The sequence below is a fragment of the Hoeflea prorocentri genome (genome assembly GCF_027944115.1).
Taxonomy (GTDB): domain Bacteria; phylum Pseudomonadota; class Alphaproteobacteria; order Rhizobiales; family Rhizobiaceae; genus Hoeflea_A; species Hoeflea_A prorocentri.
Genome location: NZ_JAPJZI010000001.1, coordinates 418,963 through 431,726 on the forward strand (window position 1 = coordinate 418,963; position 12,764 = coordinate 431,726).

Annotated in this window: 10 protein-coding genes; 4 read left to right on the top strand and 6 right to left on the bottom strand. The window is 60.5% G+C overall.

Annotation, left to right across the window (positions count from 1 at the left end):
- Nucleotides 1-486: 486 nt before the first annotated feature.
- Together OQ273_RS01940 and OQ273_RS01945 are read right to left on the bottom strand one after the other, a co-directional pair.
- Nucleotides 487-1,386: a metallophosphoesterase family protein gene (locus tag OQ273_RS01940; protein WP_267988785.1), complete on the bottom strand. Its 900-nt coding sequence runs from the start codon at nt 1,384-1,386 to the stop codon at nt 487-489.
- An 80-nt stretch (nt 1,387-1,466) separates the two neighbouring features.
- Nucleotides 1,467-2,450: a glutathione S-transferase family protein gene (locus OQ273_RS01945; protein ID WP_267988786.1), complete on the bottom strand. Its 984-nt coding sequence runs from the start codon at nt 2,448-2,450 to the stop codon at nt 1,467-1,469.
- 234 nt (nt 2,451-2,684) lie between these two features.
- On the opposite strand from OQ273_RS01945, the gene OQ273_RS01950 reads away from it, so the two are divergent.
- Entirely contained in the window at nt 2,685-3,224 is a 540-nt protein-coding gene (locus OQ273_RS01950) for a GNAT family N-acetyltransferase (protein ID WP_267988787.1), read from the top strand.
- A 12-nt stretch (nt 3,225-3,236) separates the two neighbouring features.
- On the opposite strand, the gene OQ273_RS01955 is transcribed toward OQ273_RS01950, so the two are convergent.
- From OQ273_RS01955 to OQ273_RS01970, 4 genes are read right to left on the bottom strand one after another with little or no spacing between them, the layout of a single operon-like run.
- On the bottom strand, nt 3,237-5,303 hold the full coding sequence (locus OQ273_RS01955; protein ID WP_267988788.1) for a hypothetical protein: 2,067 nt from the start codon (nt 5,301-5,303) through the stop codon (nt 3,237-3,239).
- A complete protein-coding gene (locus OQ273_RS01960; protein WP_267988789.1) occupies nt 5,304-8,117 on the bottom strand; it encodes a DUF4159 domain-containing protein in 2,814 nt (937 codons plus the stop codon).
- On the bottom strand, nt 8,114-9,034 hold the full coding sequence (locus OQ273_RS01965) for a DUF58 domain-containing protein (protein WP_267988790.1): 921 nt from the start codon (nt 9,032-9,034) through the stop codon (nt 8,114-8,116). The genes OQ273_RS01960 and OQ273_RS01965 overlap by 4 nt, the downstream gene beginning before the upstream one ends.
- A gap of 6 nt (nt 9,035-9,040) precedes the next feature.
- Nucleotides 9,041-10,057, bottom strand: coding sequence for an AAA family ATPase (locus tag OQ273_RS01970; protein ID WP_267988791.1), 1,017 nt, complete (start codon nt 10,055-10,057; stop codon nt 9,041-9,043).
- A gap of 180 nt (nt 10,058-10,237) precedes the next feature.
- Here OQ273_RS01970 and OQ273_RS01975 point away from each other — a divergent pair, with 180 nt between their 5' ends.
- Genes OQ273_RS01975 through OQ273_RS01985 form a run of 3 tightly spaced genes read left to right on the top strand, consistent with a single transcriptional unit; the run spans nt 10,238 to nt 12,754 of the window.
- Nucleotides 10,238-10,852: a DUF1285 domain-containing protein gene (locus OQ273_RS01975; protein ID WP_267988792.1), complete on the top strand. Its 615-nt coding sequence runs from the start codon at nt 10,238-10,240 to the stop codon at nt 10,850-10,852.
- A complete protein-coding gene (locus OQ273_RS01980; protein ID WP_267988793.1) occupies nt 10,845-11,477 on the top strand; it encodes a CoA pyrophosphatase in 633 nt (210 codons plus the stop codon). Before OQ273_RS01975 ends, OQ273_RS01980 begins: the two co-directional genes overlap by 8 nt.
- Nucleotides 11,474-12,754: a CCA tRNA nucleotidyltransferase gene (locus tag OQ273_RS01985; protein WP_267988794.1), complete on the top strand. Its 1,281-nt coding sequence runs from the start codon at nt 11,474-11,476 to the stop codon at nt 12,752-12,754. The genes OQ273_RS01980 and OQ273_RS01985 overlap by 4 nt, the downstream gene beginning before the upstream one ends.
- Nucleotides 12,755-12,764 lie beyond the last annotated feature (10 nt).

The following is a 12,764-nucleotide window of genomic DNA, read 5'->3' on the forward strand; positions in this document are numbered from 1 at the left end:
GGGTTTGCCTAGGGGCTGACGGTCGTCGGAGTTGATGTCTCGTGAACAGCCCACACCGGCCTTAAAACTGTTCAGCGGCTATCCGAAGTACTTCAGCGTTGCGCTAAGTGCCAATACTGACAGGACAAGGAGTATCCATATGCCGAAACCCAATAGGGCGGCTGCGTAAGCGCTGCAAACAAGCTGTCCGTTCGGGTCTCTTTTGTATCCGAACGGATTGAAACCTGTTTCGTGTGAATGGAACGAGACGATCCTGATTCTCCCAAGGCTTACCGCTGGAACCACTGCTCTCGCGGTAATGTACCCAAAGAACATAAGAATATACTCGAAGAGCACTTGGAGCAGGATAAGTATCCCTCGAAGCAGAAAACCCGCGATCCTTGTTGTTGCTTCTTCAGACATTTTTCTCCCATGACGTGTATGGAGGTTATGTCGTTACCTTTAATTGAGAGTTCAAGACAGTTTCCGGTAATCATCGGAGTTTGGTTAAAGCTCTTCTGAACGAAAGACTTCAAAACTCCGGCTGTCGGCATCAAGGCCATACCGGTCAAGCCTGCAGGACCATGCGCCCGGCGCGCCGCTGATTGTAAAGAGATTGTATCCGGAGGCCGGCCGATGCCCGCCGAGTGCTTCGCTGGCCGAGGGGACGCCGACCACGGGAACGTCCGCGTCCTTGCCGGGCAGCCGGTAGAGCGTGTCGAGATGGGTGTGACCGTGGAGAACAAGCTCTGCCCCGGCTGACCGCATCACTGCTCCGAAGCGGCGAATTCCAAGCATGCGTTTATAGGTTTTTGCCGCGCCCCGGACCGGCGGGTGGTGGATCATGACAACCCGGAACAGCCCTTCATTCTCCGCTTCAACGAGGTGCTGGCGCAAGGCCAGTGCCTGGCGGCGTCCGAAAATGCCGTTGGCGGAAAAGGGCGGTGTCGCGCTTGCCGTTGAGACACCGATCAGGGCGACGTTGCCGCGCACGCGGCAATAGGGGAACAGGTTGTCTCCGCTGGTTGAAAGGGCTTCATCATCGCCCAGCATGTAGGGCCGCCATGCGTGGGAAAGCGCTTCGAATGCGCCCGGCACATAGGCGTCGTGATTGCCGGGCACCACCGATACGTCCTGCGGATCACCTGTTTCGACGAGCCACTGCGTCGCCGCCATGATCTCCGCCTTGGTCGCCAGATTGACGAGGTCCCCGGTGACGGCAAGATGGTCCGGATCGGCCGCTCTGATATCGTCCAGCAGGGATTCCAGAATATTGCCGAACAGGCGTTTGCCGCGGTTTCGGTGCCAGTTGATATAGCCGGTGATTCGCTTGGAGGCGAGTTCACGCGCCGAAAGACGGGGCAGCGGGCCGAGATGAATATCCGATATGTGGGCGAGACGGAACATGGCGCAGGACATAGCTGCCCGTCGACCGATGGGCAAGAAGTCCGTCGGTTTGACGTTTCCGCCTCAACGCTTTCAGGAAACTACACCGCCTCGCGCCCGTGCGGGGCCATCAGATCAATCTCGGGTCCGACGGGAACGATGCGGGTCGGGTTCACGCTCTCATGGCTGCGATAGTAATGCTGCTTGATGTGAAACATGTTAACCGTCTCGGCAATGCCGGGCATCTGGTAAAGCTCCCGCAGATAGCCTGACAGGGCCGGGTAATCCTGAATGCGTCGCTTGTTGCATTTGAAATGACTGACATAAACGGGATCAAATCGGACCAGCGTGGTAAAGAGCCGCCAGTCAGCCTCCGTCAGGCGGTCTCCCATCAGGTAGCGATTGGCTGCCAGCTTTTCCTCGACCATGTCGAGCGTGTCGAAAAGGGCGTTGAACGCCTCTTCATAGGCTTCTTGCGTCGTGGCGAAGCCGCTTTTGTAAACGCCGTTGTTGATGTTGTGATAGATCGGCTCGTTGATGGCGTCGATCTCGGCCCTCAGCTCCTCGGGATAAAAATCCAGTTGCGCATCAACGCCTTCAAGCGCGTTGAACGCCGTGTTGAACATGCGGATGATCTCGGACGATTCATTCGAGACGATGGTGTTTTCCTGCTTGTCCCACAGAACCGGCACGGTAACACGCCCGCTATAGGACGGATCGGCGGTCGTGTAGACCTGCCACATGAAGGATGACCCGTTGATGGCGTCCGTCGTGCCGCCGTCCCTGTCATGGAACTCCCAGCCGTTCGTTCCCATGAAGTGATCAACGATCGAGAGCCCGATATGCGGCTCGAGGCCCTTGAGCTTCCTGAAGATCACGGTGCGGTGCGCCCACGGGCAGGCATGGGAGATATAGAGGTGATAACGTCCGGCTTCGGCGGCAAAGCCGCTGCGACCGCTTGGACCCGCACTGCCGTCCGGCGTGACCCAGTTGCGAAACTGCGCTTCGGACCGTTTGAAGCGGCCCTTGTTTTCCTTGGTGTTGTACCAGACATCCTTCCAGACGCCGTCAATCAGCATTCCCATACATTTTCTCCAGGTTTACTGCGCAAGATAGGGTTCTGCCTCGGCCAAGCGAAGGCGGATTGATTGAACAGTGTGTTTTACATTGCAATCGCTGCCGGCTTTGTGCTATCCGCCTTCAACGCAAAAAAGGTCAGACCATGAATATTGCCGGAGAACTGCGACGACGCTGAAGCTTTTACGCCCGACAAAGGGTGTGTTTTGCCGTGTCCAGCCGCCAGTCTCCCGGATGAAATCATGTCTGCGATAAAGCCAGCCTATCTGACCGAAAATCCGTCTCACGACGCCATCATCGATATCATCAACGAAGAAGCCTTTGGACCGGGACGTTTTGCGCGTGCCGCTGAACGTGTGCGTGAGCAAGGTCCCCACGACCGGCATCTGTCTTTTGTCGCCGCAGTCGATGAGCAGATCGTAGGCTCCGTTCGCATGACGCCGATTTTGGCCGGAGAGGTTGCCGGTCACTTGCTCGGGCCGCTTGCGGTACGCCCGCAATTCAAGAATCTCGGCATCGGCCGGCAACTGGTGCGTATCAGCGTTGATGCGGTGCTTGCATCCGGAAGCGACGCCGTCATCCTGGTTGGCGACGCGCCCTACTACCGGCCCCTCGGTTTTGAACCGGTGCAGGCAAAATTGCGTTTTCCGGGACCGGTCGACCCCGACCGTATTCTGGTCGCGCCGAAAACCGTAGCAATCCATGCGGGTCTGGATGGCGAAATCCGCTGGCGGCGCGTTGAAGAGCAGGCAAGCGAACTGCCGGCTGCCGAGGGTCTCTAAACCGGACCTGCCCTAGCGGCCTTCGCGGTACCAGGTGCTTCCCAGCGTAAGGAACAGAAGCGCCAGACCGAAGAAACCGGCAAAAAGCGGCAGGCGGTTCACGCCCTTCAGTTCCGTTTCATCTGTGATCTTCAGGACCAGACGGTCCGGTGAGGGGCGAACGCTTCCCTTCACCGGCAGGACCGTCGGCATTGAAAGCTCCGTGCCACCGGCCGACACACGGCGGGCTATTCCGCCGGTTTCCTCGACAAGCGGACGCAGAATTTCCGTTGTCGACACGGTCGCGGCGAATTCCGGAGCGTTGACGGCACCGACATGCACAAGGGCGCGCATATCCGCATTGGCTATGTCGAACAGTCCGTTTTCCTCGACAGGCAGTTCGGCTTCGAAAAGTCCGTCGGCGGATTCTATCAGCGGAACCGTCAGGGTTTCACCGGTGGGCGTCGTGATCACCGCGTCGGGCACTTCTTCGGACATAGTCTGGCGGGTGATGGTCAAAAGATTGCCGCGGGATGTGGCGCGCAGGGACTCTTCCTCCAGCGACGGCTCCTTCATCAGCCAGTGGGCGATGCGCCGATAGAGCGGCACATGTGGCCCTCCGCCCTCAAAGCCGCGGGCCCAAAGCCAGCCGTGATCCGACATCAGCATGGCCACGCGTCCGTCGCCGACACGGTTGAGGATCAGCAGCGGCGCGCCATCGGGACCTTCCAGGATTGTATCGTCCTGCGGCGCATCCACGGCGATCGCCCGGAACCAGCGGCCCCATTGCGGCGGTTCTTCCCCGGAGCCGGGCAGCTCACGTGTGACCGGGTGGCGGCGTCCGGCATCGCTCAGGCGCGGGTAGAACCCGACTTCGGAGATTTCGCCGGTTGGTGTTGCCGGTAGCACCGGCGCCAGCGGTGTCGTGGCGATGGAATCGCGTCCGGCATGCTCCGGCCCGGCGGCTATGAGCAGAGCGCCACCGGCTTCGACATACTGGGTGATGTAGTCGTAATAGAGCACGGGCAGCACGCCGCGGCGCTGATAGCGGTCAAAGACGATCAGATCGAACTCGTTGATCTTCTCCACGAACAATTCGCGTGTCGGAAAGGCGATCAGCGACAATTCGTCGATCGGCGTTCCATCCTGCTTTTCCGGCGGGCGTAATATGGTGAAATGCACCAGATCGACGGAGGTGTCGGATTTAAGCAGATTGCGCCAGGCGCGTTCACCGGCATGCGGCTCACCGGAGACCAGCAGAACCCGCAGGTTTTCCCTGATACCTTCGAGAACGGCAACCGCCCGGTTGTTTGTCAGACTGACCTCGCCGGGAAGAGATCCGACCTCAAGTTCTATGATGTTGTCGCCGGCCCGGTCGATCTCGATAAAGAGCGGCATGGTCTGCCCGACGGGCGCAAGTTCGGTGCTGTAGATTTCGCCATTGACCCGCACCGTGACGTCCGTCACTCCGCGCGTCTCGGCGCCTTCCTCGCTGACCCGGTAGGAGATCTCCTGCGGCTCGCCGACAATTCCGAAGCGAGGCGCATCGACCAGTTCGATGCGGCGGTCGATCTCGCCGGGCGCTCCGGTGATCAGACCATGGACCGGGGCATTGAAGCCGAGTTCCGATGCCGATGAGGGAACATCGTGAACCTGACCGTCGGTGATCATGACGGCACCGGCAATACGCGATGTCGGAACATCCTCCAGTGCGGACGACAGAGCTTCAAAGAGACGGGTCGACGGCGTTTCGGTAAAGGTGTCGTTGCCGACTTCGACAACACGCACATCCATTCTCGTAAAGCCTGCAAGCTGGGTCTGAAGCTGTTCCAGCGCCGCGTCCGTCATGGCGGTGCGTTCCGCTGATGCCTGGCTTTGGCTCCTGTCGACGACAACGGCAACCACGCTATCAAGCGGTTCGCGCTCGGTCTGCAGAACAACCGGGTTGAGTAGCGCAAGGCAAAGGGCTGCGAGCGCCGCAACACGGAACAGAGCGCCGCGCACCCGCTGCCAAGCCGAAAAGACTGACAGAACCGCTGCGGCCGCGGCCAGCAGTCCGATATAAAGGAGCGGGATCAGGGGTGAAAATTCAACCGACATCTACTGACCCAGCCTTTCCAGAAGAGCAGGGACATGGACCTGATCCGCCTTGTAGTTGCCCGTCAGCATATACATCATGATGTTGACGCCGGAGCGGTAGGCATGTTCGCGCTGCACCGGGTCGGGCGGGACGGTCGGGTAGACCGGAATGTTGTTTTCATCGATTGCCCATGCGCCGGCAAGGTCGTTTCCGGTGATGATGATGGACGACACGCCATCGCCACCGCGTGCAGGCCTGTTGCCTGCGGTTTCGGCATCCATCAGCGCTTCCACCCAAAGCGGGCTGCCGCGATAGCGGCCCGGGAATTCGTTGAGGATGTAGAATGCCTTTGTGAGCACATGATCCTGCGGCACCGGCTCTAGCGCCGGAACATCAAGCTCAGCCAATATGGCGCGCAACCGCGCCGTTTCGGGTGAAACGACACCGGCCTGGCCGAGTCCCGCCAGCGCATCGCGGGTGTCGAACAGAACCGTTCCGCCGTTTTTCATGAAGGCGTCAACCCGGCTGATCGCCTCACGCGAGGGGGGTTCTGCATTGACGGTGATCGGCCAGTAAAGCATCGAATAAAGCGCCAGCGGGTCGGTTTCGATATCGACGCCGACGGGTTCGCCGGGCTCAAGCGAGGTCCGATAGGTCAGGAACCGTGTCATCCCGTTTAGGCCTTGCAGGCTTGTCCCATCTGTGCGCCGGTCTCCGGTGATCACATAGGCCAGGTGGGTCCGGTCCAGCGATGCAAGGATGTCGGCGTCTCCCGGTTTTTCGTCCGCTGCACTGGCCTTGTCGGATGTTAAGGTCACGGCAAGCGTGGCAGCAACCAACAGAGCTCCCGTAGCGCTTTGGGCGCGGCGCAAGGAAAGCCGCGAAAAGGCACCGGCCATGAAGAGAACGATCAGGGTGTCGGCCAAAAGCAGCAGCATGGCGGTGGTCAGAAGATAGGGCGCCAGATCGACGCTGCTGCTGCGCACATATTCCGACTGCGTGAGCGGCCCGGAATAGGCAGGCAATGCGAATGGGACAAGCGTATCGCCCTGCGCCATCAGGTTGAGTGCGACAAAGCCGCTTTCCGTGCCGTAGAGACCTGGTGGGTTATCAAAACTTACCGGCGGCAAGGTCCCGGAAAGGATTTTCAGCGGCTGCACCGCGCCCGATGGTGTTGTCACCGAACCGCTTGCCGATAACAGCCGGTAGGGCGGCAGGACCACTTCATCGGTCACACCCTGCTGGCCGACGCTCGAGCGTGACAGGAGGATCGAACGGCGCAACATCTCAACGAAGTGACCGGAGATTGGCAGGTTGGACCACGTTGCCTCGGCGGTAACGTGAAAGAGCACAATGCGCCCGTCACCGAAGGTCCGGCTTGTCACCAGCGGCGTACCGTCGGCAAGGCTTGCCCAGGTTCTTGCTCCAAGGTCCGGCGATGGTTCCGCGAGGACCTGCCGATTGACGGTGACATCGTCAGGTCGGCTCATGCCGGCAAAGGCTCCGCTTTCGGAAAATGCCGCCAGCGGCTGCGGTTCGCTCCACGACAGGGCACCACCCAGCGCACGTTCTCCGCGGCGCAAATCCACCGGCACGAATGGATCGCCGCTGTCGCCCCCGGCAAGACGGGGGCCGGCAAAACGCAGGAGCAATCCGCCCCTGTTGATCCAGCCTGTCAGTGTCTCCTCGACATCTTCCGGCACGGTTCCGATATCAGCCATCACGATGACGGAGGGGCGTTGTTCGACAAGCTCCCTAATGGCGCCGGAAAGTTCCTCGTTTTCAGGAACCATGAGGTCGGCGAACGGGTCCAGCGCGCGCGTCAGATAGTAAAGCGGCGAAAGCAGTGGTTGCGACAGGTCGAGCGGCTCGGCGGACAACAGGCCGACGCGACGCCGGCGGGCGCTCTCATCAAGAAGATAACGGGCACCGGCATTGGCAACGCCGTCGATCGAGATGCTGGCAAATTCATTTCGCAGTTCGAACGGCACGCTGAAAAGCGCTGTACCGGTGGTTGCGCCCGCTTCAAAGCTGAGCTGCCCATTGGCGATGGGGCGTCCCTGGGCATCGTTTGCGGTGACGAAATGCGTTTCCGCATGATCGTCGTCACGCCGCTCCGCGACCACGGAAAATCCGTTGGCCTCGTTGCTGGCAGATGCCAGCGCGATGAGCTGCGTGGTGTCGTTGTCAAACAGGAGAATATCCCGAGGTGCCTTGGTGACCAGGCTTTCCCAGGCGGAACCGGCCTTGTCCGCAGATAGCCCGGATGAAAGCGCGGCAAGTGTGCCGATCTGCGTATCCTGCAACGCCGTAAGAATGGCGGCAATTGCCGCACTGTGATCGCCGTGAAGCGGTCTTGGCGCAATGGCCTGAAGCCGTTCGCGCGCACGGGCCGGTGTGTCGAGCGTCGCGTCATGGGCCTGCTCAGCGGTAAAGACAATCGAGACGGGCAGGTTTTGCGCCTCGGCATCGTCGATCAGTTCCGACGCCACCGACTGACGGTCCTGCCAGTCGCCTGTTGTGGACCAGCCATTGTCCATAACGATGACAAGCGGTCCGCCATCGCTGATGCGGATTTCGCGCGGGTTCATGACCGGCTGGGCAAGGGCGATAACGATCAGTGCGGCAATCAGCAGCCTGAGAGCCGTCAGCCACCAGGGGCTTTTGGACGGCGTTTCCTCTTTTTTCAGGACACGCGCCAGGATCCGCAACGGCGGAAAGACTTCCGTCCTCGGACGCGGCGGGGTTAGACGCAGCAGCCACCAGATGATCGGCAGGGCGAGAAGACCGAACAGGAGCGCCGGTGCGCCGAAGATGATGGGAAGCGCGCTCACGAGGACACCTCGCGCACGCCGCCGCCGGGGACGCCCGACAAATGCGTATGAAGGGCCACCAGGGCGGTCGAGGCCGGCTGATCGGTGTGGTGGGTAATGAAGTTCCAGCCGAGACGGCGCAGGCTGTCGGCAATGCTCTCGCGGCGCGCAAGATAAGTCCGCCGGTACTCCTCATGCAGGGACTCGGCTCGACCGGCGGTCAGTTTTACACCGTCCTCCGGGTCGACGAACTCGGTGCGGCCGCGATAGGGGAAAACCTCTTCCACCGGATCGCAAATCTCCAGCACATGGCCCCTTATGCCGCGCTTGGCGATCGGGGCGAGCTTTTCAAGCACGTCTTCGGCCGGGTCGAGGAAATCGGAGATCAACACAAGATCGCTGTGGCGGTTGATCTGCGATACATCCGGGAATACGGCCCTGTCGCGATGCAGGTCGATGGCCGTTGCCAGGCGCTCGGCAGCGTTGCGCGCCGAGACCGGGTCAAGGACCCCGGGGGAGGCAATGCGTTCACCGGACCGGGCGAGAATTTCCGCAAGCGCCAGCAGGATCACCAGCGCCCGGCTTTGTTTTGAAACCGGCGCGAGCGTCGACTGGAACAGCATCGAGGCCGATGAGTCGCTCCACAGCCAGACGGTGTGGGCCGCTTCCCATTCGCGGTCGCGCACATAGGTGTTGTCGTCCCGGGCCGAACGGCGCCAATCGATGCGTGAAAGGCTCTCGCCCTCAACGTAGGGACGGAACTGCCAGAAATTTTCCCCGATGCCGCGTTTGCGGCGGCCGTGCCAGCCGGCGATGACGGTGTTGGCGACACGGTGCGCCTCGACAAGCAGATCGGGCACATAGGCTGCCCGTTGCCGGGCACGCGCCAGCGCTGAAGTTGTCGAAACGGCTTGTGTTGCCTGTCCGATCGTGGCCAAGGGCGATCAGTCTCCGCCGACTTTCTTGACCAGCGCCGCGATCACGTCCCGGACATGCATACCCTCAGCGCGGGCCGCAAATGTCAGCGCCATGCGGTGCTGCAAGACCGGTTCGGCAAGGGCAAGAACATCGTCCACGGAGGGCGCAAGGCGACCGTCATAGAGCGCTCTTGCGCGCACGCACAGCATCATCGCCTGTCCGGCGCGCGGACCCGGACCCCAGGCCACATGCCGGTCCGTTTCTTCGTTGCCGTTGCCCGGCCGGGCGGCGCGGACCAGCTCGAGGATGGTGTCGATCACCTTTTCGCTCACGGGCATGCGGCGAACCAGAGCCTGGATTTCCTGAAGGCGTGAAGCTGTCAGCACGGCTGCGGCTCGCTTTTCATCGACGCCAGTCGTTTCAAGCAGAACCTGACGTTCGGCTTCCAGTTCGGGATAGGGAACGTCCACCTGCATAAGGAAGCGGTCAAGCTGCGCCTCGGGCAGCGGGTAGGTGCCTTCCTGTTCGAGCGGGTTCTGCGTTGCCAGCACGTGGAACGGCTCGGGCATATCGTGCCGGGAGCCGGCGACGGTCACATGATATTCCTGCATGGCCTGGAGAAGCGCCGACTGGGTGCGCGGCGATGCGCGGTTGATTTCATCGGCCATCAGCAATTGTGTGAAGATCGGGCCGGGGACAAAGCGGAACGAACGCTTGCCGTCGCCGTCCTGATCCATGACCTCCGAGCCCAATATGTCCGAAGGCATCAGGTCCGGTGTGAATTGAATGCGATTGTCGCTGAGGCCAAGAACGGTGCCAAGCGTTGCAACCAGCTTGGTCTTTGCCAGTCCGGGCACGCCAACGAGCAACGCATGCCCGCCCGACAGAACCGCGAGAATGGTCTGTTCCACGACATTGTGCTGGCCGAAAATGACCGAGCCGATTTCACGCCTGACGGCGGCAATGTCCTTGAGGGCCGCTTCGGCCGCCTCGACCACTGCTTTTTCGTCCAGCGCAGGATCGGCATTTTCAACGATGCCCATATGGCAAACTCCGTATCTTTGAACCGGGGACTCGGCTCGCTATATCTCTCATTATCCACTATTTGGCGCGGATCGGATAACCATCAATGGAAAATACTGTGCTTTATCCCTATGAATCGCATGATCTCTTTGAAGCTCTAAGTGATAATATTGTGAATAGGAAAGAAGCTGGACCACACAATGGCAAAGGGTGAGATAGCGGCTGCGGGCAATGCGGCAAGCCTTGAAGCCCTCATTTCCAGGGCTGCGCCGGTTGGAAAGGGGCTTCCGCCCGTCGAGCGCTGGAATCCGCACATTACCGGTGATCTGGATATGGAAATCCGCTCTGACGGCTCCTGGTTGTATCAGGCAACGCCGATCACACGCCCGGCTCTCGTGCGCCTTTTTTCGACCGTGCTGCGTAAGGATGAGGACGGCAAGACCTATCTGGTCACACCGGTCGAGAAGGTGGCCATCCGTGTCGAAGATGCACCATTTACCGCTGTTGAAATGAGTGCCGGAACACGCGACGGCGAGCAGGTTTTGACCTTCCGGACCAATGTTGGCGACATCGTTGAAGCCGGACCGGATCATCCCCTGCGCTTCGAGATTGCTGGCGAAAATGACGAACTGAAGCCCTATTTGCTTGTGCGCGGCCGGCTTGAAGCACTTTTGACGCGCGCCCTTGTCTACGATCTTGTTGAACTGGCCCAAAGCCGCATGATCGAAGGTGCCGAGACTTTCTCGATCAGCTCCGGCGGCGAAGTTTTCGCGATCATGCCGACGGACCGGCTGGAGGCCTTGTCGCATGAGTGATTTTAAGGAGACGGCATTCAGCGCCGAGGCTTTTCGCGCAAGGGCGGCGCGGGAATACGGTGATGCGGATGAGCGCAGATATGGCGATCACATTCTCAATGCGGACGTCATCGAGCACCTTTCGAAGAAGCCGCTGCGCGAGGCGGCTGTACTTGTCCCGCTGGTCGACCACGGTGCGCAATCGAACATTCTTCTGACGCAACGCACCCAATCAATGCGTACGCATTCAGGGCAGGTTGCCTTTCCGGGCGGCGCGATCGATCCGGAGGATGGCTCTCCGGAGATCGCGGCAATGCGTGAAGCGGAAGAAGAAATCGGACTGCCCCGGTCCTATGTGGAGCCGGTCGGGCGGTTGCCGCATTACCTGACCGTCTCCGGTTTTCGCATCACGCCGGTCCTTGCCGTGATACGCGAAGACTATCCGATGACCATCAACCGCCACGAGGTGGATGACGCATTCGAGGTGCCGTTTTCCTTCCTGATGAATCCGACCAACCACATTCGCGAAAGCCGGATCTGGGAAGGCAAGGAGCGCCATTTCTACACAATGCCCTATGGCGAGCGGTATATCTGGGGTGTGACCGCCGGAATCTTGCGCACACTCTATGAAAGGCTCTACGCATGACCGCGACAGGTGAGGCCGCATCGGTCGCGCAGGAGGACTGGTTTCAGGACAAGCGTCTGCATCATGTGCTTGATCTTCTGAACCGTGATGGCGGCGAGGCGCGCATTGTCGGCGGCGCTGTGCGCAATGCGCTCCTGGGCATGAAAGTCGGCGATATCGATATCGCAACCACGCTGCATCCGCAGGACGTCGTGGAGCGGGCGGGTGAAGCGGACATCAAATGTGTGCCGACCGGCATCGACCACGGAACGGTGACGCTGATTGCGGGCGGTACGCCCTTTGAAGTGACAACCTTGCGTGCCGATGTCGCCTCGGACGGGCGCCGCGCAACGGTTGCCTATGGCGCCGACTGGTCCGTCGATGCCCATCGTCGGGATTTGACGATCAACGGGCTCTATGCCGATGCCGATGGCAAGGTGATCGACCTCGTAGACGGGTTGGCCGATATCGAGAGCCGTACGGTGCGGTTTATCGGTGATCCGCAGACCAGGATCAAAGAGGATTATCTTCGTATTCTGCGCTTCTTCCGGTTTTTCGCCTGGTATGGCGGTGGCCGCCCGGACGCAGATGGGCTGCGGGCATGCGCGCGGCTTAAATCGGGGCTATCCGGCCTGTCAGCGGAACGTGTCTGGTCCGAGCTTAAACGGCTCTTTGCCGCGCCGGACCCATCTCGCGCGATGCTTTGGATGCGTCAGAGCGGGGTTCTGAGCGCCATACTGCCTGAATCCGAGAAATGGGGAATCGATGCCATATTCGGCATGATCGAGACGGGCGCGGCGCTTGACTGGACGCCCGATCCGCTTTTGCGTCTGATGGCTGTTGTACCGGACGATCCGGACCGCGTTGATGCCATGGCGCGCCGCCTGCGCATGTCAAACAATGAGCGCGGGCGTCTTGTTGCATGGGCCAAACAGCCACAGATTGTGGAAGGAATAGCCGATGCGGTCTTGCGGCGTCAGCTTTACCGCGGAAACAGCCGCGCGGTGGAAGACCGTCTGCGCATCAGGCTCGCAGCTTTACGCAAGGCGGCGCAGGGCGACGATGCGGCGCTGATCGGGGCAGGAGCCTGTTCGCGCCTTTTGCAGATTGCACAGGAATGGACGCGGCCGGAATTTCCGATAAGCGGAAAAGACCTGCTCAAGCTTGGTGTTGAACCCGGACCCGGGGTTGGCGGCGTGTTGACCACGCTGGAGGATGCCTGGATCGACAGCGGCTTTATCCTGACGCGCGACGAGCTTCTCAAACGTGCTGGCGACCTGTCAGGCGATTTGCTCTAGGTCCGGCCTG

Excerpts from the sequence above, each read along its gene's own strand:
- OQ273_RS01940 (WP_267988785.1), bottom strand. The coding sequence starts at position 1,386 with ATGTTCCGTCTCGCCCACATATCGGATATTCATCTCGGCCCGCTGCCC.
- OQ273_RS01945 (WP_267988786.1), bottom strand. The coding sequence starts at position 2,450 with ATGGGAATGCTGATTGACGGCGTCTGGAAGGATGTCTGGTACAACACC.
- OQ273_RS01950 (WP_267988787.1), top strand. The coding sequence starts at position 2,685 with ATGTCTGCGATAAAGCCAGCCTATCTGACCGAAAATCCGTCTCACGAC.
- OQ273_RS01955 (WP_267988788.1), bottom strand. The coding sequence starts at position 5,303 with ATGTCGGTTGAATTTTCACCCCTGATCCCGCTCCTTTATATCGGACTG.
- OQ273_RS01970 (WP_267988791.1), bottom strand. The coding sequence starts at position 10,057 with ATGGGCATCGTTGAAAATGCCGATCCTGCGCTGGACGAAAAAGCAGTG.
- OQ273_RS01975 (WP_267988792.1), top strand. The coding sequence starts at position 10,238 with ATGGCAAAGGGTGAGATAGCGGCTGCGGGCAATGCGGCAAGCCTTGAA.
- OQ273_RS01980 (WP_267988793.1), top strand. The coding sequence starts at position 10,845 with ATGAGTGATTTTAAGGAGACGGCATTCAGCGCCGAGGCTTTTCGCGCA.
- OQ273_RS01985 (WP_267988794.1), top strand. The coding sequence starts at position 11,474 with ATGACCGCGACAGGTGAGGCCGCATCGGTCGCGCAGGAGGACTGGTTT.